22 protein-coding genes are annotated in these 24,032 nt (G+C 67.3%); 11 read left to right on the forward strand and 11 right to left on the reverse strand.

Features of this window, described 5'->3' with window-relative positions:
• Positions 1–104 precede the first annotated feature (104 nt).
• Positions 105–1,622: a CoA-acylating methylmalonate-semialdehyde dehydrogenase gene (locus AB7F11_RS09625; protein WP_428289383.1), complete on the reverse strand. Its 1,518-nt coding sequence runs from the start codon at positions 1,620–1,622 to the stop codon at positions 105–107.
• Between the two features lie 114 nt (positions 1,623–1,736).
• Here AB7F11_RS09625 and AB7F11_RS09630 point away from each other — a divergent pair, with 114 nt between their 5' ends.
• Entirely contained in the window at positions 1,737–2,687 is a 951-nt protein-coding gene (locus AB7F11_RS09630) for a LysR family transcriptional regulator (RefSeq protein WP_428289433.1), read from the forward strand.
• Positions 2,688–2,695: 8 nt separating this feature from the next.
• Here AB7F11_RS09630 and AB7F11_RS09635 read toward each other — a convergent pair whose 3' ends face one another.
• Entirely contained in the window at positions 2,696–3,115 is a 420-nt protein-coding gene (locus tag AB7F11_RS09635) for a hypothetical protein (protein WP_428289384.1), read from the reverse strand.
• Positions 3,116–3,316: 201 nt separating this feature from the next.
• Between AB7F11_RS09635 and AB7F11_RS09640 the strand changes: the two genes are divergently transcribed.
• The gene (locus AB7F11_RS09640; RefSeq protein ID WP_428289385.1) at positions 3,317–4,450 is read left to right on the forward strand and encodes a hypothetical protein; all 1,134 of its coding nucleotides are present in this window, start codon (positions 3,317–3,319) and stop codon (positions 4,448–4,450) included.
• An 81-nt stretch (positions 4,451–4,531) separates the two neighbouring features.
• Here AB7F11_RS09640 and AB7F11_RS09645 read toward each other — a convergent pair whose 3' ends face one another.
• Complete coding sequence (locus tag AB7F11_RS09645; protein ID WP_428289386.1) at positions 4,532–5,251, reverse strand: hypothetical protein; 720 nt, start codon at positions 5,249–5,251, stop codon at positions 4,532–4,534.
• Positions 5,252–5,396: 145 nt separating this feature from the next.
• Between AB7F11_RS09645 and AB7F11_RS09650 the strand changes: the two genes are divergently transcribed.
• Both AB7F11_RS09650 and AB7F11_RS09655 read left to right on the forward strand, forming a co-directional pair.
• A complete protein-coding gene (locus AB7F11_RS09650; protein WP_428289387.1) occupies positions 5,397–6,461 on the forward strand; it encodes a hypothetical protein in 1,065 nt (354 codons plus the stop codon).
• 121 nt (positions 6,462–6,582) lie between these two features.
• Positions 6,583–7,707 (forward strand): AI-2E family transporter, encoded by a 1,125-nt coding sequence (locus tag AB7F11_RS09655; protein ID WP_428289434.1) that lies wholly within the window; start codon positions 6,583–6,585, stop codon positions 7,705–7,707.
• On the opposite strand, the gene AB7F11_RS09660 is transcribed toward AB7F11_RS09655, so the two are convergent.
• Positions 7,708–8,595, reverse strand: a complete 888-nt coding sequence (locus tag AB7F11_RS09660) for a LysR family transcriptional regulator (protein ID WP_428289388.1) — start codon at positions 8,593–8,595, stop codon at positions 7,708–7,710.
• A gap of 118 nt (positions 8,596–8,713) precedes the next feature.
• Between AB7F11_RS09660 and AB7F11_RS09665 the strand changes: the two genes are divergently transcribed.
• Genes AB7F11_RS09665 through AB7F11_RS09685 form a run of 5 tightly spaced genes read left to right on the forward strand, consistent with a single transcriptional unit; the run spans position 8,714 to position 12,949 of the window.
• Positions 8,714–9,118, forward strand: coding sequence for a TerB family tellurite resistance protein (locus AB7F11_RS09665; protein ID WP_428289389.1), 405 nt, complete (start codon positions 8,714–8,716; stop codon positions 9,116–9,118).
• A complete protein-coding gene (locus AB7F11_RS09670; RefSeq protein ID WP_428299987.1) occupies positions 9,115–9,507 on the forward strand; it encodes a hypothetical protein in 393 nt (130 codons plus the stop codon). The genes AB7F11_RS09665 and AB7F11_RS09670 overlap by 4 nt, the downstream gene beginning before the upstream one ends.
• A gap of 50 nt (positions 9,508–9,557) precedes the next feature.
• Positions 9,558–11,033 (forward strand): UbiA family prenyltransferase, encoded by a 1,476-nt coding sequence (locus AB7F11_RS09675; RefSeq protein ID WP_428289391.1) that lies wholly within the window; start codon positions 9,558–9,560, stop codon positions 11,031–11,033.
• A gap of 13 nt (positions 11,034–11,046) precedes the next feature.
• A complete protein-coding gene (locus AB7F11_RS09680; protein WP_428289392.1) occupies positions 11,047–11,406 on the forward strand; it encodes an SMR family transporter in 360 nt (119 codons plus the stop codon).
• A 4-nt stretch (positions 11,407–11,410) separates the two neighbouring features.
• Positions 11,411–12,949, forward strand: coding sequence for an ArnT family glycosyltransferase (locus AB7F11_RS09685; RefSeq protein ID WP_428289393.1), 1,539 nt, complete (start codon positions 11,411–11,413; stop codon positions 12,947–12,949).
• Here AB7F11_RS09685 and AB7F11_RS09690 read toward each other — a convergent pair.
• From AB7F11_RS09690 to alr, 5 genes are all read right to left on the reverse strand, one after another.
• Positions 12,916–13,947: an SLAC1 anion channel family protein gene (locus AB7F11_RS09690; protein ID WP_428299986.1), complete on the reverse strand. Its 1,032-nt coding sequence runs from the start codon at positions 13,945–13,947 to the stop codon at positions 12,916–12,918. The two genes, AB7F11_RS09685 and AB7F11_RS09690, sit on opposite strands and share 34 nt — an antisense overlap.
• 8 nt (positions 13,948–13,955) lie before the next feature.
• The gene (locus AB7F11_RS09695; protein WP_428289395.1) at positions 13,956–14,189 is read right to left on the reverse strand and encodes a YgaP family membrane protein; all 234 of its coding nucleotides are present in this window, start codon (positions 14,187–14,189) and stop codon (positions 13,956–13,958) included.
• Between the two features lie 29 nt (positions 14,190–14,218).
• Positions 14,219–17,488 (reverse strand): efflux RND transporter permease subunit, encoded by a 3,270-nt coding sequence (locus AB7F11_RS09700; protein WP_428289396.1) that lies wholly within the window; start codon positions 17,486–17,488, stop codon positions 14,219–14,221.
• Positions 17,489–17,498: 10 nt separating this feature from the next.
• A complete protein-coding gene (locus AB7F11_RS09705; RefSeq protein ID WP_428289397.1) occupies positions 17,499–18,587 on the reverse strand; it encodes an efflux RND transporter periplasmic adaptor subunit in 1,089 nt (362 codons plus the stop codon).
• Between the two features lie 65 nt (positions 18,588–18,652).
• Positions 18,653–19,771 (reverse strand): alanine racemase, encoded by a 1,119-nt coding sequence (alr, locus tag AB7F11_RS09710; protein WP_428289398.1) that lies wholly within the window; start codon positions 19,769–19,771, stop codon positions 18,653–18,655.
• Between the two features lie 190 nt (positions 19,772–19,961).
• Here alr and lplT point away from each other — a divergent pair, with 190 nt between their 5' ends.
• Positions 19,962–21,245 carry a lysophospholipid transporter LplT gene (gene lplT / locus AB7F11_RS09715; protein WP_428289399.1) on the forward strand — a complete coding sequence of 428 codons (1,284 nt, stop codon included), beginning with the start codon at positions 19,962–19,964 and terminating at the stop codon, positions 21,243–21,245.
• 38 nt (positions 21,246–21,283) lie between these two features.
• On the opposite strand, the gene AB7F11_RS09720 is transcribed toward lplT, so the two are convergent.
• Positions 21,284–22,354, reverse strand: coding sequence for a hypothetical protein (locus AB7F11_RS09720; protein ID WP_428289400.1), 1,071 nt, complete (start codon positions 22,352–22,354; stop codon positions 21,284–21,286).
• Between the two features lie 167 nt (positions 22,355–22,521).
• Between AB7F11_RS09720 and AB7F11_RS09725 the strand changes: the two genes are divergently transcribed.
• Entirely contained in the window at positions 22,522–23,007 is a 486-nt protein-coding gene (locus AB7F11_RS09725) for a glutathione peroxidase (RefSeq protein ID WP_428289401.1), read from the forward strand.
• 173 nt (positions 23,008–23,180) lie between these two features.
• Here AB7F11_RS09725 and AB7F11_RS09730 read toward each other — a convergent pair.
• The coding region (locus AB7F11_RS09730; protein WP_428299985.1) for a calcium-binding protein at positions 23,181–24,032 on the reverse strand (852 nt) is incomplete at its 5' end.

The raw sequence follows: 24,032 nt of genomic DNA on the forward strand, positions 1-24,032 counted from the left end.
CCTGCGCGCGTTCGGCACGTCCCCCCGACGGAGGGCCGATGCCAGCGGCCCGGCAAAGCCGGTTCCGCAGCATCCCCGAGGAAGGACACGTCACGCCGGACATATCACTTTGCCGTGGGCATGACGAATTCGGCGCCTTTGGAAATGCTTTCTGGCCAGCGCTGCATGATGCTCTTCTGCTTCGTGTAAAAGCGCACGCCCTCCTCGCCGTAGGCGTGCATGTCGCCAAACAGGCTTTTCTTCCAGCCACCGAAACCGTGCCACGCCATGGGCACGGGAATCGGTACGTTGATGCCAACCATGCCGACCTGGATGCGGCGCGAGAACTCGCGCGCCACGTTGCCGTCGCGCGTGAAGCAGGAAACGCCATTGCCGAATTCGTGGTCGTTGATGATCTGCACGGCTTGCGCAAAGTCGGGCACGCGCACGCAGCTGAGCACGGGGCCAAAGATTTCCTCCTTGTAGATCTTCATGTCGGTGGTCACGTGATCGAACAGCGTGCCGCCCATCCAGAAACCCTGCTCGCAACCGGCGCCGGCCTTGGAGGCATCGAAGCCACGACCGTCCACCAGCAGCTTCGCACCCTCTCTGGCGCCGGCCTCGATGTAACCGGCGATGCGCTGGTGCGCGGTGGCCGTGACGATGGGCCCCATCTCGGCCGCGAGGTTTGTGCCATTGAGCACCTGGAGCGTCTTCGTGCGCTCGACCAGCAGCGGCATGATGCGCTCGGCCACATCGCCCACCAGCACCGCCACCGAAATGGCCATGCAACGCTCGCCGGCCGAGCCGTAAGCCGAGCCGATCAGCGCGTCCACCGCCTGGTCGAGGTCGGCGTCGGGCATGACCACCATGTGGTTCTTTGCGCCACCCAGCGCCTGGACACGCTTGCCGTGGTGGGCGCCGGTCTCGTAGATGTAGTTCGCGATCGGCGTGGAACCGACGAAGCTGATGGCCTTCACGTCCGGATGCACCAGCAGCGCGTCCACCGCTTCCTTGTCGCCCTGCACCACGTTGAAAACGCCGTCGGGCAGACCGGCCTTCTTCAACAGTTCGCCCATGAACAGCGCGGGCGAGGGGTCGATGGGGCTGGGCTTGAGCACGAAGGTGTTGCCCGCCGCAATGGCCACCGGAAACATCCACATGGGCACCATGACCGGGAAGTTGAACGGCGTGATGCCGGCCACCACGCCGAGCGGCTGGCGCAACGTCCAGTTGTCCATTCCGGTGGACACCTGATCCGTGAAATCGCCCTTGAGCAACTGGGGAATGCCGCAGGCGAATTCGATGATGTCGATGCCGCGCGAGACCTCGCCCTGTGCGTCGGTGAACACCTTGCCGTGCTCGGCGGTGATCATGCGGGCCAGGTCGTCCTTGTGCTGGTTCACGAGTTCGAGAAACTTGAACAGCACGCGGGCGCGGCGAATGGGCGGAGTGTCGGCCCAGGCAGGAAACGCGGCCTGGGCGGCGGCCACAGCGGCGGCCACGTCTGCTGCATTGGCGAGGGCCACGCGGCCGGAGACGGCGCCGCTGGCGGGGTTGAAGACATCCTGGCGGCACGGCGAGCCGCCGGCCGTGATGGCGCCCTGGATGAAGTGGTCGATGGGAGCAGGTGCATGGGCCATGGCGGTCTCGCGAGTGGGGTGTTCCGGGAAAAGACGGCCAGTGTAGGCAACACCCCCGCGCCCGCCTAGGGCCTGCGCCTGAACTGATTGTTCGCCATGGTGAACAATGTCGGCATGAACGAGAAAAAAATAGAAGGCCTGTGGACGCACCTGCACTGGCTCACCGTGCTGGCGCAGCACGGCAGCTACACCGCTGCCGCGCAGCGGCTGGGCGTGAGCAAGGCTGCCATGAGCCAGCGCATCACCGAGCTGGAACATGCGGCCGGCGTGCCTCTGGTGCAACGCACCACGCGCAGCGTGCGCCTGACCGAAGCGGGCCAGCAGCTGGTGGACAGCATGCGCGAGCCGTTCGAGCGCATCGCGCAGAGTTTCTCGAGCGTGCGAGACCTCGCGGACGAACCCGCTGGCCTGGTGCGGGTCACGGCGCCGGTGGCCCTCGCACGCCAGCAACTGGTGCCGCGGATCGCGGAATTCGTGCGGACACATCCCAAAGTGCGGCTGGAGCTGGACATGTCCGACCGCCTGAGTTCACTGGCCACCGAAGGCTTCGATCTGGCCATCCGCCACACCGCTGCGCCGCCCGACACGCACGTGGCCTGGCCTCTGTGCAGCACACGCTCGGTGCTGGTGGCCAGCCGCGACTACCTGCGCCGCCGTGGCCACCCCGCGTCGCCGCAGGACCTGGCGCAGCACGACTGCCTGCACTACCCCAGGGCGCAGGACACGCCGGCCTGGCATTTCCTGCCACCCGAAGGTCGCCGCAAGGCACAGCGCCAGCGCGTGACCGTGCCTGTGTCGGGCCCGTTCTGTGCCAACAACAGCGAGGCCCTGCGCGATGCAGCCCTGTCTGGACTGGGCATCGCCCTGCTGCCCGATTTCAGCGCGCAGGCGGCCCTGCAATCGGGCAAGCTGGTGGACGTGCTGCCAGACTGGCAGTCGGTGGGCACCTTCAGCCCGCACATCTACGCCATCCGGCCCTACGCCAGCCACGTGCCGCGCTCGGTCTCGGCGTTCGTGGCCTGGTTGCGGGTGGTCTGGGCGGAGGGATTTCAGGTCCGGGTCTGAACCCGCCTTCACCCCTGCAGCATCTTCTCGGCCTTGGCGTAGCTGTACGCCTGGTACAGCGTGTACAGGCCCACCACCAGAAAGGGCAGGCCGATGACCATGAGACTGAGTGGAATCCCCAGTGCGACCATGATGCCGCCCATGACGTAACCGGGCCACGCCGCGGTGGCATAGACGGCTCGGGTCTGGTCGTTGCGCAGGGCCAGCGCGCGGAAGGTACCGTTCTTTGCGCGGCCCGCCAGCGTGACCCGCTCGCCGTCGCGCAGATCCGGCATGTCCTTGAGCTTGATCTGCGCGGACCGTTCGTCAACACGAAAGGCCATCACCTGGCCCGTCTGGACCGAGCCCCCGTTCTTGCCGATCTGGCCCATGGTTTCGGTGGAATGGCGAATGCCGGTGACGGTGCCGGACAAGGTGGTCAAGGTCATGGGCTGCTCCTGAAAGCAAAAGTGAAAGGACTGCGAAGGAAGGCGACGGACATGCGTCTGCCTGCACAAAGGCTGGCGGGCACGGCCGACACGCTCCAGAATGCGGGGCAGACCCAGCGTATGAAAACGCTGCGCCGAGCGCATCTCCCAAATGGGAGCGCGCGGTGCACCCTGCCACCTTTACGCCACCCATTGATGCCCATGCGAGCCGATCTGGAAGAGTCACTGACCGACACCGTCTACCGCACGGTGTTCGAGCCCCATGCCTGGGCCGATGCGATGCGGCTGGCGGGCGAGGCCTTTCCATCGAACGGGCAGACCTTCTATTTCCTCGACAAACCCACCGGACGTGTGAGGCCTGTGGCCCTGGAGGGCATCGCGCCGCGTTGGCTCGATGCGTTCAATGGCCTGTACTTCGCCCCCGACAACCCCTGGATCGAACTCAGCGAGCGACTGCACCGACCGGGGGTGGTGCGCACCAACGAGCGCCTGCATGCTTTTCTGCGCGACGACCACGCCCTCTACCGCTCGGCGTACTACAACGAATGGATGCGCCCGCAGAGTTTTCGCTACACGCTGGGCAACACCCTGTTGGCCGAAGAAGGTGTGGTGGCCAACGTCACCCTGCTGCGCTCGCCTGACATGCCCACGTTCGACCGGCGCGAAGTGGCCGCCTTCGAACGCCTGAGCCGTCACATGACGCGTGCGCTGCGCATGGCGGTGCGCCTGGAGCGCGCCGAGGCCACCGCCCTGGAGCTGTCGGCCCTCGACGGCCTGCGCCATGGCGTGGCGCTGGTCGATGCGAATCTGCGGTTGGTGCATGCAAACCGTGCCATGGAGTCGCTGCTGCGCGCCGGTCAAGGTTTGCGCCTGCGCGACGGGCGGATCTCCACCACCTCCGATCAGACGCAACCGCTTCTGAGGTCCCTGGTGGCTGCGGCCATTTCACCTTTGGAAGCGGCAGCGGATGCCCGTCCCTCGATCCTGCTTCGACAGGACACCACCACGCTGAGCGTGCAGGTCACCCCTGCCCGAGGCGGCACCGGCCGCTACCTGCCGCGGCCGGCCCTGGCCTTGCTCACCGTCACACGCACGGAATGGAGCGACCCGGCCGCCCCCGGCATATTGAGGCAACAGTACGGCTGCACGCCTTCTGAAACGCGGCTGGTGATGCACCTGCTCGACGGCCTGAACCTGCGCGCTGCGGCACAGGCCACAGGCACCACCTACGAGTCGGCGCGCACCACGCTCAAGCGCGTCTTCTTGAAGGTGGGCGTGCAAAGCCAGTCGCAGCTGCTCTCGCGCTTGCTGCGCGACCTGTCGGTGCAGCGCTGAGCCCTCACGCGCCGCCCGCGAGAAAGCGCAGCAGCGAGTTGGAGGCCTCGGGCCTGGCAGGCCGCTGGCGATGCTGGCCGATCACGACGTGTTTGAACGGGCCAGGGCGCTGGAAAAAGGTTTGGCCGAGCCGTCGATGAAGACTTCCGCATCGGCGCTGCAGTTGCCCACCACCAGCAGGCGCACCGGGTGACGGAACATGGCGCTGCGGTCTTGCAGGACGCGCATCGCCGCTCGAACAGTGGCGGGCTCCAGGCCGTCGGCCACCATCAGCGTGGCGCGGCGCGGTTGAAAGCGGAGCAACGCATGCAGGCCATCGTCACCACCGACGAGGTAGCCACAGTCCCACGGATCTGTGGGACGGCGTGCGCGCCACCACAGGCAGTCGTCGCGCTTCACCCGCAGGCGCAGCAGAACTCGGGCCAGGGTTCCGCCGACGGCCGCAAGCTGGTCGCTGCCGTCGAGGTGGTGCAGGAAGTGCTGGACCAGGCGTTCGCGGTCTTCGACGGGCTCCAGCACGAGCGAAGCTGTGCTGAAACGCTGTTCCATGCGGGGTGCTGCCCAGGGCCGCCAGAGCGGACTGCGGCCATCGCCCGCACCGTCGAAACACCAGGCATGCAGTCGCTGCCAGGCGGCCTGCGCTGGGCCGGGCGGGGACGCTGCGGATGCGATGGGAGCCGGGGGCGCCACGCGCAGGACTTTGCCGTCGAAGCGGGCGAAGAACACGGGCAGTGTGCGCCAGGCAACGACGGCGCAGATCCCCAGCAAGGCAAGGCCTGTGGCCCAGGTGACTACCAGCATGTGTTCCCGACGGGCTCAGCGCGTGTGGCGAAGGGCACATGGTAAGGCCCCTGTCCGATGGCCGGCCCGCGCCACCAGCCCGACAGCCTTGGGCTGGCACCCGCGGCGCCTTACGATGCGGTTCGTCTTCACTTCAGCGCTGCCCATGGACCCCCTCCAACTGATCGCTGCCCTGCCTGCCTTGCCCGTCGACATGCAACGGGACTGGAGGATTGCCGCCGCCGTGGTGGTCGCAGTGATCGGACTGGTGCTTTGGCTGGAATTCCGGCTCCTGAACACACAGGGCAAAGCCGGGAGCTGGCTGGTGGTGCGTGTGGTTTCACTGGCGGCGGGCCCCCTCGCCGCCATGGCGGTGATCGTTCCGGCGCGCTCGGTGTCGGGCATGGAGGGCCTGGCGGTGTTTTATGCGCTGCTTTTCACGGTGGCGCCACTGGTCTGGCTGGGCATCCACCTGGGGCTGGGTCGCCTCCTCAGGCCCGCGCTCAGCGCGGGTGAGGGCGTGGCGCTCTCGCTCAGCGGCCTGGTGGTTCTGGGCTTGCCGGCCATGGCGGTGTTCAGCGCAGTGGAACCGCTGGAGAAGGCTGCACGCCATTTGCAGGACAACCCGCGCAACCCGGGCCCGCCCGTGGCCCTGGCCCACGCGGTGCAACCGGTCAGCCGCTTTCAGTTGGCGAAGGCTGGCGCGGTGTTTTCACAGTCGCTGCTGGCGCCGCCAGGCCTGCGGCTGCTGCGCGTGGACGAGCGCGTGGGCGAGCTCTGGGAAGACATGACCGGCCGCACACACCCCCGCTACTGTCTGGCTGGAGCGGACCTGCATCTGCTGTGGTCCGCGCGCGAAGGCACGCCACACCTGCGCCTGCACTGGGTCGACGCCGATGGTGAGCGCCGGGTGGCCGAGCACCGGCCTGATGTAGGCAGCGCCCAGGGCCTGCATTTCGGCGCCACGTTCCGCCCCGACGGGTTCGGGCTGGCCGCGCCCGTGCCGCGCACCCGCGTGCACTTCGCCACCCATCGCAATGCAGCGGGTGAGCCCAACTACATCGCCATGGGCAACGCCGTTCAGGAAGGCGAGCGCCACGACGGCTGCGTGATGCCGGACTATCGCCGCCTGAGGGCGGCCCAGGAGGGGCCGGTACTGGCGGTGATGATCGTGTTCCAGCGCCCGGGCGAGATGCCTTCACTTGAAGCGTTCGCGGCAGAAGGCCGCTGAGCCGCAAGGCACGGCGTGCCGCATACTTGTCGCGACTCCACTTTTTGCCGAGCCCATGAACTCTCCCCATCAAGAAGCACCTGCCCCCGCGCCCCGCGCAGCGCCTGTGGCTCCGCCACCCATGGCGGCGGTCTCGGGCTCGCTGATGCTGAGGGTCCTGTTGGTGGCGGTGTCGGTGGCCTTTGTCTGGATCCTGCTGCCGTTCTATGGCACCGTGCTCTGGGGCGTGGTCATCGCGTTGCTGTTTGCCCCCCTGAACCGCTGGCTGTTGCCGCGCATGAAACTGCACCGCAACCTGGCGGCACTGACCACGATGCTGGCCGCCGTGGTGGCGGTGATCCTGCCTGCGGTGCTGGTGGCGGCTTCACTGGCCCGCGAGGCGGCTCAGCTCTACGAACGCATCGACTCAGGAGAACTCAAACCCGCGCAGGTGATGCGCGGCATATTCAACGCGCTGCCCGACTGGCTCACCGACCTGCTCGGTCGCGCCGGCCTCGGTGATTTCGACCTGATCGTGCGCAAGCTCACGCAAGCACTCACGCAGGGCAGCCAGTTCATCGCATCACAGACCTTCAACCTCGGACAGGACGTGCTCGGACTGGTGGTCAGCCTGTTCATCACGCTCTACCTGGCCTTCTTTCTGGTGCGCGACGGCACCTCGATCGTGCGCGCCATCCGAAACGCGATTCCCCTGCCGCCCGAGGACAAGCAGGAACTGCTGCAGCAGTTCGGCACGGTGCTGCGGGCCACCGTCAAAGGCAACCTGGTGGTGGCGCTGGTGCAAGGTGCGCTCGGCGGCCTGGCATTCTGGGTGATCGGCATCAACGCCGCACTGCTGTGGGCGGTGCTCATGGCCATCCTCTCGTTGTTGCCGGCAGTGGGTGCCGGGCTGGTGTGGGGCCCGGTGGCGATCTGGCTGTTCGCCTCCGGCGATACCTACTCGGCGGTGGGTCTCGTGGCGTATGGCGTGCTCGTGATCGGGCTGGTCGACAACCTGTTGCGCCCGCTGCTGGTGGGCAAGGACACCGGCATGCCCGACTACCTGGTGCTGATCAGCACCATCGGTGGCATCGCCGTGATGGGCATCAACGGCTTCGTGGTCGGCCCGGCGATCGCGGCGATGTTCGTGGCGGTCTGGGGCATCCAGACCACCATGCGGACGCGGGCCACAGTGGCCAGTGCGGTCACCCCGACCGATTCGAAGGCCGAGCCTCCGGCGTCTTCGGGTGACGACGCCAAGCCCTGATCAAACCGAAGGTGCGCTCAGCAAGCGCTGCACCAGCGGGTGCTGCACCTTGCGTGCGGTGCCGATGGCATAGAAGTGCTCCTGCACGCCTTCGCAGGGTCCGAACCCCTTCAGGCCGTAGCCCTGCGCGAGCGCATCGCGCATGCGTTCGGCGGCCGGGAACACACCCATGCCCGAGGCGCCGAAGGTCGCCAGCAGGGCGCTGTCTTCAAATTCACCCACCACGCGCGGCGCCACGCCGTGGCGCTCGAACCACTGGTCGATGCGCAGGCGCACGGACGAGTGGGCGGTGGGCAGCAGCACCGGCACCCGCGCCAGGCTATGTGGGAAATCACGGCGCGCCTGGGCCAGCCAGACCTTGGGCGCGTACCAGCCCAGCGGCGAGGAACCCAGCGCATGGCTGTACAGCCGCAAGTTGGGGTTGACCGGCGCCGGCCGGTCGGAAAGCACGACGTCAAGCCGATGCAGCGCCAGCGCAGCCAGCAAGTCTTCGAACCCGTCTTCGTGGCAATGCAGGTGCAGGTGGGGCTCCGCCAGGGCGGGCGCGAGCAGGTCGCGCACCGCCAGCTTGGGCAAACCGTCGGAGATGCCCACCACCAGGCGAACGCGTGTCTGGTCCGCAGCCTCCCCCAGCGCGGTGTGCAACTGCTCGCCCAGCTGAAAGATCTGTTCCGCCCGCTCCAGCGCGATGCGCCCCGCCTCGGTGAGCGCCAGGCCTCGCCCGGCCGGTTTGAAGAGCGCATGACCCAGGGACTGTTCGAGCAGCCGCACCTGGGCGCTCACGGTCTGCACCGCCATACCCAGCCGCGCAGCGGCGTGCGACATGCCACCCTCTTTCGCCGCGACCCAGAAGTAGTACAGGTGTTTGTAATTGAGTTCCTGATTCATGCTTCGGTTTTTAGAGATGTTTGTTCCATGATTTTCTGCTTTTTCCGACACCATGAACACCATAAGCTCGCGGCTTCGCCCACAAGGCCATTCCCCCAACCGATGAAAGGACCTCTGCATGCGCTCCTACCCGACCGACAGCCCCCATGCCGCCGCCCGCCTGCTGGCCATGGCCCTGGTGGCGGACGGCAACTATTCGTTCACCGAGCTGCGCGCGCTCGACCGACTCCAGGCTTCGCAGCAACTCGGCCTGCCGCCCGAAGCGTTCAAGGAGGTGATCGAAACCTTCTGCACCGACCTGCTGGAGGCGGCTCAGGGCGAGTGGACCGGTTCGGCCCGCATGGACGAAGGCACCCGTCAGCAACTCCTGGATGAGGTGCGCGACCCGGCCCTGCGCGCGCGCATGGTGGGCCTGTGCCAGGCGGTGGTGCTGGCCGACGGCCATGAGGCCGATGGCGAGGCCGCACTGCTGGATGCGCTCACGCGCGCCTGGCGCGACCAACCGGCGGGAGCGCTGTCATGAGGGCACTGATCTGGAGCGTGTTCGCGGTGCTGGCTGCGGGCTGGACCGGCCTGGTGGCTCTGTCCGTGAAAGTGACCGGGTGGCTGCTCGGCCTGGGTGCCTCCGGCCAGGCGGGCGAGATGGCCACGGCGGCCGGTCAATGGCCGGTGCCGGCATGGCTGGCCCTGTGGGTCGACCCGGCCTGGGTGCAGTCGCTGCAGGCCGCCTGGATCGACCTCGTGCAGTGGCTCGGCCAGGTGCTGCCATCGACCACCAGCCTGATGGACTGGATCGCGCCGCTGATGTGGGCCGGCTGGGCGCTGGGCATGCTGTGCCTGCTGCTGCCGGCGGTGGGTTTTCACTGGCTCGCGAGCCGGTATCGGACGCCTGCCTTGCAGCACAGCGGGTGAAGCCGTGGGCCGACCCCTAAAATCGGCCCACCGCTTCCCGGACCACCCGCTTGACGCCTTTCGCAGCCCACGTCCCTCCCGCCGACACCTGTCCACTCTACGTGGACCTGGACGGCACGCTCACGCCCAGCGACACGCTGTACGAGTCGGTGATGCTGTTCATCCGGCGCAACCCCTTCAATCTGTTGCGCATGCTGGCCTGGCTGCTGCTGGGCAAGGCCGGGTTCAAGCAGCACCTGGCCGGCGCGGTTCGGCCCGATCCGGCGCGCCTGCCCTACAACGAACGCTTCCTGCAATTCCTGCGAGAAGAACGCGCACGGGGGCGCACGCTGGTGCTGGCCAGTGCCGCCGACGTGCGCATCGTGCGCGAGGTGGCGGCCCATCTCAAGCTCTTTCAGGACGTACTGGGCACCAACGCGCAGGGTGATCGCCTCAATCTGAGCCGCCGCCACAAGCGCGCGGCCATCGAGGCACACGCGGGCGCCGGTGGCCATGCCCAATGGGCCTACGCTGGCAACAGCAGCGACGATCTCGCGGTGTGGGAAGGCAGTGCGCAGGCGGTGGCGGTGAACGCGCCGCCCGCGGTGATCGAACGACTGCAGAAGCTTCACCCCCAGGCGCGCGTGTTTGATCGCGTGCCCTTGAGCCTGGGCACCGTGCTGCGCGCAATCCGTCTGAAGCAGTGGTCGAAGAACGCGTTGCTGTTTGTGCCCTTGCTGGCCGCGCACTCGCTGGACCCGCAACGCTGGACGATGGTGGCCCTGGCCTTTCTCGCGTTCGGTCTGTGCGCCTCGGCCACCTACCTGTTCAACGACCTGCTGGACCTGCCCAACGACCGCGTGCACCGAATCAAGCGGCACCGCCCGCTGGCATCGGCCGCCATCGCCATTCCCACGGCGGTGCTCCTGGGCCTCGTGATGATGGCGCTGGCCTTCGTGCTGGCTTTCGCCGTCTCGACCGCCTTCGCGGCACTGCTGCTGGCCTACACCGCGACCACGCTGGCCTACTCGATGGTGCTCAAGCGGTTGGCGCTGATCGACGTGCTGGTGCTCTCGGGTCTGTACACGCTGCGCATTGGCGCGGGTGCGGTGGCCGCCGGGGTAGACCTGTCGAACTGGCTGCTCGCGATCTCGATCTTTCTGTTCCTGAGCCTGGCACTGGTCAAGCGCTGCGCCGAGCTGGAGGAGCTGGACGACGGCAACGCCACGCTCGCGCCGGGCCGGGGCTACCAGCCGCGCGACCTCTCCTCGCTGCGCGCCATGGGCATGGCCAGCGGCTTCCTCGCAGTGATGGTGCTCACGCTCTACATCGACAGCCAGAACAGCCTGGCGCTCTACCGCCAGCCAGACTGGCTGTGGGGCGCAGCACCGGTGCTGCTGCTGTGGATCATGCGCATCTGGCTCAAGACTGGGAGGCGCGAACTGCGCGGCGAAGACCCGCTGCAGTTCGCCCTGCGCGACCCGTTCAGCTGGATGACACTGGTCGTCATTGGCGTCATTGGCCTGGCCGCCACCGTTGGCTCCTGAGGAGACCTGGTTCATGAAACCTATTGCCCTGGGCCTGGCCCTGTTCTGCGTGCTGCTGTCCTCGGCTGCCCAGATCGCCATGAAGCGCGGCATGGGCGCCCCCGCTGGCGCGGACGTGGGCGCGACCTACCTGCACGCCCTGACCAGCCCGATGGTCTGGCTGGGCCTGGTGCTGTACGGCGCCAGCGCGGTGCTGTGGCTGTGGGTGCTTTCGCGGCTGGACGTGAGCGTGGCCTACCCGCTGGTGAGCCTGGGCTTCGTGCTCACGCTCGCGCTGGGCGTGCTCTGGCTGGGCGAACCTTTTTCGTGGCTGCGGGTGGCCGGCTGCACGCTGATCGCCGTCGGCGTTTCATTGCTCGCACTCGACGCCTGAATCCATGCACGCCTCCGAGTTCTCTGCCCACGTCTCGCGCCAGATCTTCTGGGGCACTTCCGCGGCCACGCTGCTGCTCAAGGTCGTGCTGGCCGCGGGGTTCCCCATGACCGGCGACGAGACCTTCTTCTACCAGTGGGGCGTGTTTCCCGCCTGGGGTTATTCGGACCACCCGCCCATGGTGGGCTGGCTGCTGGCGGCACTGCGCCAGATCAGCGAACACCCGCTGGCCCTGCGCAGCTTTTCGCTGCTGGTCACCAGCCTGATTGCGCTGGGCATGGTGGACCTGCTGCGCCGCTTCCTGCCCGAGGAGCGCGAGGCCAGCGCCTGGCTGGTCGGCGCGGTGTACCTGGTCATGCCATGGTCCTGGATGTTCGTGCTGGTGACCACGGACACGCCGCTGGTCTTCTTCATGGCGCTCTCGGCCTGGGCCTACCTGCGCGCCGACACCGCCGAACATGGCGCGCCTGGGTACGCGCTGGCCGGTCTGTTCCTCGGCCTGGCCTTTCTGTCCAAATACTTTGCGGCGCTGCTGGGCTTCGCCTACGCCGCGCACTGCTTCGGCTGGCGGCGCGAGCGCTGGTGGGCGCCGTTTCTCATCTTCGCGTTCGCGTTGCCTGCCATCGCGCTGAACGTGGCTTTCAATGCCACACACGGCTGGACCAACGTGATGTTCAACGTGTTCAACCGCAATGAAGGCTCGCGCTGGTCGCTGGAGACCTTCGGCGTCTACGTGGGTATGGCGGTCTACCTGCTCACGCCGTGGTTGCTGTGGCGTGGCGCCGCAGCGCGCGTGGCCAGCGGTGTGTCTCCCACGACCGCGCGCACGCTGACGGTGTTGTGGATGTTCCCGCTGCTGGTGTTCCTGCTGCTGAGCACTCGGCGCACCATCGGACTGCATTGGGTGCTGGGCTTTGTCCCCTTGTTCATGATCTGGGTCGGCCTGCGCCTGGACGCCCGCCCCTTGCGCCGGGCCATGGGCTGGACGGTGGCGCTCTCGGTGCCGCACCTGCTGGTGGTGGCCGCCATCGCCTGGGCGCCGCTGACCTGGTGGCAACCTTTCAAGATCCACGACCGGGCGGTGTTCCTGCGCGAAACGGCGGCGGTGGTCGCTGCGCTGCGCCAGGACCTGCCGACAGGCGCCACGCTGATGGCGCGCACCTACAACCCCGCCGGCATGCTGGCCTTCCACCATGGGCAATATGTGCCGGTGTTCGGCGTCGGCCGCCACCACGCGCGGCAGGATGACCAGATCGTCGACTTCCGTTCGTACGAAGGCCGGCCGATCCGGGTGTTCCTGTACGACGACCCCGACCTCACTGCCTTCGCCCCGTACTTCGAGCGCGTGAGCAAGCGCCGATTCGAGATCGACGGGGTGGCCTTCTTCGCCGTGGACGGCACCGGCTTCAAGTACCAGCCCTACCGCGATGCGGTGCTGGCCGAAGTGGCGCGCGAGTTCCACGACATCCCGGCTTGGCTGCCCCTGCTGGGCAACCCGTTCTGCGAACGCTACGGCTTCGCGGCCTGTTCACCCGGCCGCTGAGGCGGTGCCGGCTCGGGCACGAGCAGCGAACCATCGCGCAGGCCGCGCACGGTGGCCATCCCCAGCCACAGAACGAGCAGTGACGTGGCGGCCAGCAGGACCAGGCCCGCCAGCCGCATCGAAGCATCTGCGGTGACCTCGGCCAGGCGCAGGCTCAACACGGTGAAGGAGGCCAGTGGAAACGACAAGGCCCAGAAGGGCACGCCGAAGGGCTCCGCCACCACGCGGCGCACCAGCACCGAAGCCCACAGCAGAAAGAACAGGCCAACACCCCACGCACCCAGCACCACGGGCAGCGGCGCCTGCCACTGCAGCAAGGCCGCGCCGATGACGGACGGTGGCGCCACGGTGATGAACCAGGCCGGCAGCAGGCGATCGGGCAATGGGCTGTGCGCGATGCGGCGCGCCATCAGCAGCGACAGCACCACCGGCCACAGCAACGCACCGATGCCGAACTGCGCTGCCGACCACAGCACATGACCCAGGGGCAAGCCGGCCAGGGGCACCAGCACATTGCCCACCACCGGAATCAGCAGCACCGGCGTGATCGAAGGCCAGAGTGCCGCAGGCGGCATGGATGCCGAGGGCGCCAGCCAGCGCCCCAAGACCCAGACCGTGGCCCACAGCTGCCCCAGGCTGCCGAGCCACCACAGGGTGTTCCAGATCGACGCCATCGGGCCACGGGGTCCGCCCAGTGCCACGCCGACGGTGGCCAGCAGCAGCAGCGAGACGGGAAAGGCGGCCACAAAGGCGTGGCGCACCGGATGCATGAGGTCTTCGGCCAGTGCGTCGGCATGGCGCTGAACGCGCACGGCCGACGCGACCAACAGCACCAGAAACACGAGCAGCGCGACCACCCCCAGGACCAGGGCAACGCCGCTGGCGATGTCGCCCAGCGTGCCCTGCGCACGGTGCCAGGCCAGTGCCAGACCACACAGGCCCATGACCAGCGAGAACCAGCCGGGCATGAGGAACCTCAACGGGGTGGCGTGGTGCATGGCGCCGCTCAGTGGCGCTTGCCGGTGGCGCAGGCGCCGCCCTCGGGCACCCCCAGCCAGCGGAACAGGTAGGCCGGCGGGCAGAAACCGGTGATGCCGGACTGGAACAGGTTGAAACCGGCAAACGCGGTCAACGCCAGGAACCACGGGTTGATGAAAATCGGGCTGCCTTCGACGCCGAGCGCCAGTGAAAGCATGACGACAAACCCGGCCAGGATGCGGATGCAACGTTCAACGGTCATTTCAAGCTCCTTGGAGAAAAGAAAAAAACTCAGGTGGTGGCCGGATCCAGCGAATGCCGCTGGCGGTACACCGCGAAATAGAGCACCGGGATCACCACCAGCGTGAGCAGGGTGGAGACCGCGATGCCAAAGATGAGCGAGACGGCCAGTCCATTGAAGATCGGGTCGTCGAGGATGAAGAAGGCACCCATCATGGCGGCCAGGCCCGTCAGCGCGATGGGTTGGGCCCGCACGGCGGCAGACTGCACCACCGCATCGGCAAACGGCACGCCGCGAGCTGTCTCCAGCTCGATGAAGTCCACCAGCAGGATGGAGTTGCGCACGATGATGCCGGCCAGCGCGATCATGCCGATCATGCTGGTGGCGGTGAACTGCGCACCCAGCAGCGCGTGCCCCGGCATCACACCGATGAGCGTGAGCGGAATGGGCGCCATGATGATGAGCGGCGTCACGTAGCTGCGGAACTGCGCCACCACCAGCAGGTAGATCAGGATCAGGCCCACGCCATAGGCTGCGCCCATGTCCCTGAAGGTCTCAAAGGTGATCTGCCATTCGCCGTCCCATTTCACGGCGTACTCGCGGTACGGGTCTTTCGGCTGCGAGATCCAGTACTCGCCGAGCTCACCGGTGTCGGGCAACGCGGCGGTGTCCATGCGGGTGCGGATGCCGAACAGGCCGTACAGGGGCGAATCGAGTTCGCCGGCCATGTCGCCAAGCACGTAGGTCAGGGGCAGCAGGTTCTTGGTGAACCGGGGCGGGTCGATCACGCCGCGCTCGACCACCACCAGCTCGGACAGAGGCACCATGGCACCGTTGGCTGCACGCAGCGGCAGCGCAAGCAAGGCGTCCAGGCCCACTTGCGACTCGCGCGGGAGTTGCAGGCGCACGGGCACGGCGCGACGCGCCTGGCCGTCGTGCAGATAGGCGGCATCGCTGCCCGACAGCGCAGCGTTCACGGTCTGCGCGATCACCTGCACCGGAATGCCCAGCGATTCGGCGCGCACGCGCTGCACCCGCAGGAAGGCGCGCGGTGCCGCTTCCTTAAGCGTGGTGTCCACACCCACGATGTCGGGCGTGTCGCTGAAAGCCCTGGCCACGCGCCGGGCGAGTTCGGCGCGGCCCGCGTCGTCGGGTCCATAGACCTCGGCCACGATGGGCGAGAGCACCGGTGGACCGGGTGGCACCTCCACCACCTTGACACGGGCACCGTGCGCAGCGGCGATCTTCTCCAGTTCGGGGCGGTGGCGCTGGGCAATGACGTGGCTTTTTTCACTGCGATCGTGTGCCCCGGTCAGGTTGACCTGGAGATCGCCGCTTTCGGCTTCGGCCCGCAGGTAGTACTGCCGCACCAGGCCGTTGAAGGTGATCGGGCTGGCGGTGCCGGCATAGCCCTGGACATCGGCCACCTCCGGCTGTGCGGCGAGGTACGCAGTCATGTCCTGCAGGGCCGCCGCGGTGTCTTCCAGCGGGGTGCCGGCGGGCATGTCCAGCACCACCTGGTATTCGCTCTTGTTGTCGAAGGGCAGCATCTTGAGCACCACCCACTGCACCATCGCCAGGCCCACCGAGAGCAACAACGCGGCGAGGATGCCGGCCAGCAGCAGCCAGCGTTTGCGCGCGCTCTGCAGGAAGGGCGTGAGGATGCGCGTGAAGGTGGACTGCAAGCCGCGCGTGAGGCGCCCCGGCCCGTGAACGGCCTGGCCATCGGTCTTCGTGAGCTTGAGGGCCAGCCAGGGTGTGACCGTGAAAGCGATCGCCAGCGAGATCGCCATCCCCATGCTCGCGTTGATCGGGATTGGACTCATGTAAGGCCCCATGAGGCCACTGACAAAAGCCATGGGCAGCAGGGCGGCGATCACGGTGAACGTGGCGAGGATGGTGGGGCCGCCCACTTCGTCGACCGCGCGCGGAATGACCTGCGACAGCGGCAGTTCGGGCGTGAGCTGGCGGTGGCGGTGGATGTTCTCCACCACCACGATGGCGTCGTCCACCAGGATGCCGATGGAGAAGATGAGCGCAAACAGCGAGACACGGTTGAGGGTGAAACCCCAGGCCCAGCTGGCAAACAGTGTGGCAGTGAGCGTGAGCACCACCGCCGCGCCGACGATCACGGCCTCGCGCCGGCCCAGTGCCTGGCCCACCAGGATGATCACGCTACCGGTGGCAAAGATCAGCTTCTGGATCAACTTGTTGGCCTTGTCGGCAGCGGTCTGGCCATAGTCGCGTGTGATGCTGACCTGCATGCCGTCGGGAATCACGCTGTTGACCAGTTGGTCCAGCCGTTCACGTGCGCCGTGCGCCACGTCGACGGCGTTTTCGCCGGGCTTCTTGGTCACGGTCAGCGTCACCGCCGGGAAGCTCTGTCCCACCAACGCGGCATGGGCCTCGTCCGCTGCCGGACCGGGCGTGAACCACACGTGGCGCTGAGGCTGCTGGGCGCCCGCTTCCACGCGCGCGACCTCGCGCAGATAGATCGGGCGGCCATGGCTCACGCCGACCACGATGTCGCCCACATCCTTCTCGTCTGTGAGGAATTCACCGGTCTCCACGCTGAGCATGCCGGGCTCGCCTTGGGCCGCACCGGGGTTGGCGACCGAGCCCGAGGGCATGGCCTGGTTGGCCGAGGCAATGGCCTGCTGCAGCGCCTGCACGCTCACCCCGCGCTCGCGCAGACGCGCCGGCTCCAGCCACACATGCACCGCCCGGCCCGGGCCACCAATGGTCTGCACCTCGCGCGTGCCGGGCACGCGTTTGAGCTCGGCCCCCAGTGAGATGGCCACACGTTCGAGCTCGTGCGCGCTGGCCGCATCGGACGTCCACAGCGTGGCGGCCAGCACCGGCACGTCGTCGATGCCTCTGGGCTTGACGATGGGGGGCAGCACACCCAGGCCCTGTGGCAACCAGTCCTGGTTGGCGTTGAGCACGTCGTACAGGCGAACCAGCGCCTCGGTGCGCGGCACGCCCACCTGGAACTGCACGGTGAGCACCGCCACGCCGGGACGCGAGACCGAGTAGGTGTGTTCGATGCCCTGGATCTGCGAGAGCACCTGCTCGGCCGGCAGCGCCACGAGCTGCTGCACGTCAGCGCTGGAGGCGCCAGGGAACGGGATCAGCACATTCGCCATGGTCACGTTGATCTGCGGCTCTTCCTCCCGCGGCGTGACCATGACCGCGAAAAGGCCCAGCAGCAGCGCCACGATGGCCAGCAGTGGCGTGATCGCGTTGGCCTGGAACAGGCGCGCGACCGAACCTGAAAAACCCAGTTTCTCCGGCGTGTCGGTGGTGACAGAGCGGGTCATGGCGTGCGCCTCAGTTGGCAGGCCGGGCACCGGCAAGGCCAGCGCGAACCGGGTCGAGCGCAATTCGGTCGCCGGCTTTCAGGCCCGCCAGAATTTCCACGCCCGAAGCACCGTGGTCGGCACCGGTGCGCACCGCCCGCAGCGAAAAGCCAGGCGCAGGCTCGGCACCACCGCGCTCGACCACGACGTACACCGCCGTCAGTTCACCACGTCGCAACAGCGCCGCAGCAGGCACCTGAAGGCGTGGTTTCTCCCTGGGGTCGGCGGCGCCGACAAAGCGCACCCGCACCTGGCGCCCCGGCACCTGGGCTGCGCCGTCGGCCTCACTCAGGTCCAGTCGCCATTCCACCGTTTGCGACACCGGATCGGCCGCCGGCAAGGCCAGCTGGCGAGCCGGACGCACCCAGCGATCGGTGTCCGGCAGTTGCACTTCGATGCGTTGCGCGCGCAACGCGGCGCCCTGCTGCGAAGCGGGCACCTGCACCACCGCACGGATCGGCTGCGGGGCGTACACCGTGAGCACTGGCGCACCCGGTTGCGCCAGTGTGCCGGCTTCGGCGTGCGTCTGCAGCACCCAGCCGTCGTAGGGCGCGGTCAGGCGCGTGAAACCTTGCGCCAGCGACGACTGCGCCTGGCCCGCGCGCGCTGCCGCCACACCGGCCTGCGCCGCCTTGAGCTGCGCCTGAGCCGTGTCCAGCGCCGCCTGCGCCACAAAGCCTTGGGCGCGCAGGTCGCGCGTGCGCTCGAAGTGGGCCTTCGCATTTGCGAGACCCGCATCGGCCTGGGCCAGGCCGGCCTGCGCCTGCGCCACACCCGCCTGCGTCGCACGGTCGTCGATCACGGCCAGCACCTGGCCCGCCTTGACCTGGTCACCTGCCTTGACCGAGAGCGAAAGGATGCGCCCGCTGGCCTGCGCCGAGAGCGTGCTCTGCCGCACTGCCTGAAGGTGGCCATCGAACAGCAGACCGGTGTCCACCGACCGGGCGCCCACCTCGGCCACCAAAACCCGGGGACCTTCGGCGTGCGACAACGCGGCACTCACCGTGAGGGTGAGCGCGACGAGAAAACGGATCTGCCAGGGAAAAGGCCAGGACGACATGCTGCGGGCTCCTATACAGACCGCAGTATATTACATACTCCCTTAAGTATGCAAGAAGCGGCCTTTCAAGGCACTGCGAATGGTACGCGCGCAGCCACCGCGCACATCAGCTCGTAGCCGATGGTGCCCGCGGACGCAGCCACTTCGTCGATCGACAACACCTCGCCCGATGCAGCGCGGCCCCAGAGCACCACCTCGGTACCCACGCCACACGGTACACCCGCAGCATCCAGGGGCGAGAGATCGACGGTGATCATGTCCATGCTCACGCGGCCCAGCAAGCGGGTCTTGATACCCCCCACCAGTACCGGCGTTCCCAGGGCGGCATGGCGCGGGTAGCCATCGGCGTAACCACAGGCCACCACGCCGATGCGCAACGGGACTTCGGCGGTGAAGGTCGACCCGTAGCCCACGGTGTCGCCAGGGTGCAGCGACTGCGTGCCGATGATCCGGCTGGAGAGCGTCATGGCCGGTTGCAGACCCCAGTCGGCCGCACTGTGCTGGGGAAAGTCGGGGGCGCTGCCATACAGGGCGATGCCTTCGCGCACCCAGTCGGCGGCCAGCGCCAGCGTGCCCAGCCGCGCACTGGCGTGGCGCAGGATGGCGGCGCTGTTGCTCAGCGTGCGTTCACCCGGCAGATCGACCGTGGCGGCCTCGAAGATGGCCACCTGGTGGGCAATACCGCGCGTGCCATCGGCATCGCTGAAATGGGTCATGAAGGAAATCTCTTCCACCTGCGGCAGCGCATTGAGCCGCACCCAGGCGCTGCGAAATGCGTCGGGAATGAAGCCCAGCCGGTTCATGCCGCTGTTGAGCTTGAGGAACACGCGTTGCGGCACCTGGGTCTTGTGGGCGGCGAGCCAGTCGATCTGTTCGGTGCAGTGCACCGTGTGCCAGAGGTTCAGGCGCGAGCACACTTCGAGGTCGCGTGGCTCAAACACGCCTTCGAGCAGCAGGATCGGGCCGCGCCAGCCGAGCGCACGCACGCGTTCGGCTTCGGCGAGATCGAGCAGCGCGAAGCCGTCGGCGCTGCGCAGCGCCTCGAAGCAGCGTTCGATGCCATGGCCATAGGCGTTGGCCTTGACCACAGCCCACACCCGGGCATCGGGCGCGAGCTGGCGGGCACGTTGAAGGTTGTGGCGCAAGGCCTCGGGGTGGACGGTGGCAAGAATGGGACGGGGCATGGCGGCGTGCGGTATGTCGCGGTGCATGGCGGAGAGGACGACGGTGTCGCTCGGGAGAGCCGGTGTTTTCAGGGGCGCGTGCTATAACCCCGCATCCTCTGGAGACACCCGTCAACTGTCGCACAAAACCGCCGGCGAACCCCGCTCAGCCAGCCTGTGCGAAGGCGCCCTGGCACACAAAATCATCGCCATGAAGCGCGGCTTCTACACCATCATGACGGCGCAGTTCTTCAGTTCGCTGGCGGACAATGCGCTGTTCGTGGCGGCGATTGAATTGCTGCGCACGCGGGGTGCGCCGGAATGGCAGAGCGCGGCCCTGGTGCCTTTGTTCGCGCTCTTCTATGTGGTGCTCGCGCCTTTCGTGGGCGCGTTCGCCGATGCCAGGCCCAAAGGCCAGGTCATGTTCATCAGCAACGCCATCAAGCTGGTGGGTTGCCTGATGATGCTCGTGGGCATTCACCCGCTGCTGGCCTACACCCTGGTGGGCCTGGGCGCGGCGGCCTATTCGCCGGCCAAGTACGGCATCCTCACCGAGCTGCTGCCCCCATCACAGCTGGTCAAGGCCAATGGCTGGATCGAGGGGCTCACCATCGCGTCCATCATCCTGGGCGTGCTGCTCGGCGGCCAGCTCGTGGGTCCGCTGCTCTCGGGATGGCTGCTGTCGATCGACCTGCCCGGCGTGAACACCGGCATCCACCGGCCGGCCGAGGCCGCCGTGGGCACACTGATGCTGGTGTACGCACTGGCCGCATGGTTCAACACCCGCATTCCACTCACAGGCGTGACGCCGCGCCCGATGCCGAAGAATCCGCTCGCGCTGCTGCCCGATTTCTGGCGCTGCAACCACCGCCTCTGGCGCGACCGCCTGGGCCAGATTTCGCTGGCCACCACCACCTTGTTCTGGGGTGTCTCGGGCAACCTGCGCTACATCGTGCTGGCCTGGGCCGGCGCAGCGCTGGGCTACAGCACCACCCAGGCGTCATCGCTGGTGGGCGTGGTGGCACTGGGCACAGCGGTGGGCGCGGTGGTGGCCTCGATGCGCATGCGGCTGGACCAGGCCACGCGCGTGATGCCGCTGGGCATTGGCATGGGTGTGCTGGTGATTCTGATGAACTTCATCGACAACGTGTGGGTGGCCGCACCCTTCCTGGTGCTGCTGGGTGGTCTGGGCGGTTTCCTGGTGGTGCCCATGAACGCGCTGCTGCAGCACCGAGGCCACAACCTGATGGGCGCGGGCCGTTCGATTGCCGTGCAGAACTTCAACGAGCAGGCCTGCATCCTGGGCCTGGGTGCGCTGTACAGCTTCTCCACCGGCATGGGCTGGTCGGCCTTCGCGGCCATCACGGCCTTTGGTCTGCTGGTGGCCGGGTTCATGGCGCTGATTGCGCTTTGGCACCGACACAACCAGCGGCGACATCCGCACGAACTCGAACGCCTGCTGGAAATCGCCCGACGAGACGATCTCCACGGATGAATTGACCCACTCCGGAAACACCGCGGCAGGAGGGCTTCCTAGAACCCCACGTTGGTCGGGGCGAATCCGTCGAGGCTCACCAGCCGGTGCTGCGCGAGCACCTTGTAGAGCTCGGCTTCACTGATCGAACGCGACAGGTAGGCGTCGCTGCCCGCCAGACCGGCCTTCATGCGGTCCATGCTGCCGGCCGTGGGCGCGAACATGATCACCACCGGCGCACCCTTGGGGCCTTTGGCCTGTTTGGCCGAGCGACAGATCTGGTAGGCGTCAGGGTCGCCTTTCAAACGGTCGATCACCACCAGCCGGTAGTGATGTGCCTTGAGCATCACGAGCGATTGCGCCGCTTCGCGGGACCAGTCCACCGACAGGCCGTATTTCTTGAAGCGCTTGAGCAGGATGCGACCTTCCACCAGGCTCTCGGCCACCAGCAGCATGTCGCCGCGCGGCAGCTCGGCGATGGGGGCGGCGGCGCCTTTGTCGGGGCTCAGGCGCGAACGGGGGGCCCGGGTGGACCGCGCCGCAGGTGCCGGGGGCGAAGGCAGGTCGTCGAGCCCCCCGAAATCGGTCATGCGCATGACACCGGTGCGCCCTGCGGCGGGAGCGGGGCGTGCCGAAGCGGCGGGCGGCGCCACCGGCGCGGTCTCGCGCAGCATGGGACGCGTGGGCGGGAATTCGGTGTCGGCACCGCGGCGGCTGCCGGCTCGGCGCATGCTCGCGTCCAGCCCCTGGAGTTGAGAGGCCTGGTACGGCTCGGTGGCATGGAAGCCCGAACTGCCAGCGCGCTTTTTCGCCGAGGCCGGTGCGCTCGCGCCCACAATGCCGTCGAGCGCAGCCAGCACACTGACCAGCCGCACCGGCTTGCGCTGCAAGGGCCAGCCGGTGCCGCCATCGGTGTTGCCGACCAGCAGCACCTTGCCGGGCAGGTCGGCGTAGCGCACCAGGTGCAGTGCCTGTGCGTTGTCGGCGTTGACCACCAGGATCTGCGCGTCGATCACCTCGTCCTGCACGCGGTAGCCGGGAGGCCGGCGGGCCGCGAGGCGAAGAAAAGACTCGAACGTGGACGACTCCGCCTGTGAGAAGCCCACCAGCGCCACTGTGTATGACACCATCACCTGCCTCGGTTGATTTTTAATGTTTCGAAGCAGTATGCCCGCGAAGCGCGCGCAACAACCAGCTTTGTGCCATACCCGAGCGCCCGGACTGTGACACTTTCGTCGTCAGTTCGGCGCGCGCGCCACAATCCAGCACCGTTTTCGCCAACACCCAGGAGCCCGCCATGAGCAGCATCTACGACTTCGAAGCCCTGTCCATCGACGGCAAACCCGTGTCCCTGGCTCAATTCCGGGGCAAGGCCTTGCTGATCGTGAACACCGCCAGTGCCTGTGGCTTCACGCCGCAGTTCGGCGGCCTGGAAAAGCTGCATCAGACCTACGGCAGCCGTGGCCTGGTGGTTCTGGGTTTTCCCAGCAACCAGTTCGGCAGCCAGGACCCGGGCAGCAACGACGAGATCTCCAGCTTTTGCCAGCTCAACTACGGCGTGAGCTTTCCCATGATGAGCAAGATCGACGTCAACGGCGAGCAGGCCCACCCGCTGTACCAGTGGCTCACCGCCGAGGCACCCGGCCTGCTGGGCAGCAAGGCCATCAAATGGAACTTCACCAAGTTCCTGATCGGCAAGGACGGCAGGGTGATCAAACGTTACGCCCCGCAGGACGCGCCGGAGAAGCTGGGTTCGGATGTGGAAGCTGCGCTGGCGGCCTGAGACAGGCCACGCGGCAACTCGCCTGCGAATACTTCAAGGACGTGCGCACCTACGCCATGCGCGTAGGTGCGCCACCGCGTCCCGACTGTCTCCAGCAACTCGATCCACGGCACTTCGTGCGCGTGCTCTGCCGCCTCCGGTTTCGCGATGCGATCGGGCAGCGGGCGTGAGCACTACATCATCACCGCCGAGACCCCCTGCATGATCAACAAGGTATCCGACTGGCCGCTCGCGTTCTTGTAGGCGTTGTAGGTTACGCCTTCCCACGCCTGGGTCCCCGCCGCGCTCCAGCTACCGCTGTAGCTCCCGCTGTCGCGCACCAGCTCCACTCTGTCGCCCGCGTTGCCTTGCACCAGCAGTCGGTTGAGTAGACCGTCTGCGCTGCTGCTGTCATGGATCGAGAGCACATCGCGGATATTGAGCCGCAGGGTGTTGTTGCCACCACCGGTGATGTCGATGACTTCGATACCCTTGATAAAGGTGTTGTCCAGCGTGCTCAAGTTCAGGGTCTGATTGCTCAGTGTGCTGTCGAGCTTTACTGTGTCTCGTTCGCTGCCGCCGTCGATTCGAACACTGGTGATGGACGCAAGGTTTGACGCATTGAGAACGATCACATCCCGGCCCGCGCCGCCCATGAACACGTCGGCCCCGCCACCGCCAATCAAGACGTCATTGCCTGTGCCGCCGTTGAGCACGTTGTTCGCGTTGTTGCCAGTGAGCACGTTGTTCAGGGTGTTGCCAGTTCCGTTGATGGCGGCCGTGCCGGTGAGGGTGAGGTTCTCCAGGTTCGCACCGAGCACGTAGCTGATGGTCGATTGCACCAGGTCCGTGCCTGCACTGGCCGCTTCGGTCACCACATCGCCCGCGTTGTCCACCACGTAGGTGTCGTTGCCCAGGCCGCCGGCCATCCGGTCTGCGCCTGTGCCGCCGTTGAGCACGTTGTTCGCACCGTTGCCAGTGAGCACGTTGTTCAGGGTGTTGCCGGTGCCGTTGATGGCGGCCGTGCCGGTGAGGGTGAGGTTCTC

Origin of the sequence: Hydrogenophaga sp., from assembly GCF_050250835.1 — a bacterium.
GTDB lineage: Bacteria > Pseudomonadota > Gammaproteobacteria > Burkholderiales > Burkholderiaceae_C > Hydrogenophaga.

Excerpts from the sequence above, each read along its gene's own strand:
- AB7F11_RS09625 (WP_428289383.1), bottom strand. The coding sequence starts at position 1,622 with ATGGCCCATGCACCTGCTCCCATCGACCACTTCATCCAGGGCGCCATC.
- AB7F11_RS09630 (WP_428289433.1), top strand. The coding sequence starts at position 1,737 with ATGAACGAGAAAAAAATAGAAGGCCTGTGGACGCACCTGCACTGGCTC.
- AB7F11_RS09635 (WP_428289384.1), bottom strand. The coding sequence starts at position 3,115 with ATGACCTTGACCACCTTGTCCGGCACCGTCACCGGCATTCGCCATTCC.
- AB7F11_RS09640 (WP_428289385.1), top strand. The coding sequence starts at position 3,317 with ATGCGAGCCGATCTGGAAGAGTCACTGACCGACACCGTCTACCGCACG.
- AB7F11_RS09645 (WP_428289386.1), bottom strand. The coding sequence starts at position 5,251 with ATGCTGGTAGTCACCTGGGCCACAGGCCTTGCCTTGCTGGGGATCTGC.
- AB7F11_RS09650 (WP_428289387.1), top strand. The coding sequence starts at position 5,397 with ATGGACCCCCTCCAACTGATCGCTGCCCTGCCTGCCTTGCCCGTCGAC.
- AB7F11_RS09655 (WP_428289434.1), top strand. The coding sequence starts at position 6,583 with ATGGCGGCGGTCTCGGGCTCGCTGATGCTGAGGGTCCTGTTGGTGGCG.
- AB7F11_RS09660 (WP_428289388.1), bottom strand. The coding sequence starts at position 8,595 with ATGAATCAGGAACTCAATTACAAACACCTGTACTACTTCTGGGTCGCG.
- AB7F11_RS09665 (WP_428289389.1), top strand. The coding sequence starts at position 8,714 with ATGCGCTCCTACCCGACCGACAGCCCCCATGCCGCCGCCCGCCTGCTG.
- AB7F11_RS09670 (WP_428299987.1), top strand. The coding sequence starts at position 9,115 with ATGAGGGCACTGATCTGGAGCGTGTTCGCGGTGCTGGCTGCGGGCTGG.
- AB7F11_RS09680 (WP_428289392.1), top strand. The coding sequence starts at position 11,047 with ATGAAACCTATTGCCCTGGGCCTGGCCCTGTTCTGCGTGCTGCTGTCC.
- AB7F11_RS09685 (WP_428289393.1), top strand. The coding sequence starts at position 11,411 with ATGCACGCCTCCGAGTTCTCTGCCCACGTCTCGCGCCAGATCTTCTGG.
- AB7F11_RS09690 (WP_428299986.1), bottom strand. The coding sequence starts at position 13,947 with ATGCACCACGCCACCCCGTTGAGGTTCCTCATGCCCGGCTGGTTCTCG.
- AB7F11_RS09695 (WP_428289395.1), bottom strand. The coding sequence starts at position 14,189 with ATGACCGTTGAACGTTGCATCCGCATCCTGGCCGGGTTTGTCGTCATG.
- AB7F11_RS09700 (WP_428289396.1), bottom strand. The coding sequence starts at position 17,488 with ATGACCCGCTCTGTCACCACCGACACGCCGGAGAAACTGGGTTTTTCA.
- AB7F11_RS09705 (WP_428289397.1), bottom strand. The coding sequence starts at position 18,587 with ATGTCGTCCTGGCCTTTTCCCTGGCAGATCCGTTTTCTCGTCGCGCTC.
- alr (WP_428289398.1), bottom strand. The coding sequence starts at position 19,771 with ATGCCCCGTCCCATTCTTGCCACCGTCCACCCCGAGGCCTTGCGCCAC.
- lplT (WP_428289399.1), top strand. The coding sequence starts at position 19,962 with ATGAAGCGCGGCTTCTACACCATCATGACGGCGCAGTTCTTCAGTTCG.
- AB7F11_RS09720 (WP_428289400.1), bottom strand. The coding sequence starts at position 22,354 with ATGGTGTCATACACAGTGGCGCTGGTGGGCTTCTCACAGGCGGAGTCG.
- AB7F11_RS09725 (WP_428289401.1), top strand. The coding sequence starts at position 22,522 with ATGAGCAGCATCTACGACTTCGAAGCCCTGTCCATCGACGGCAAACCC.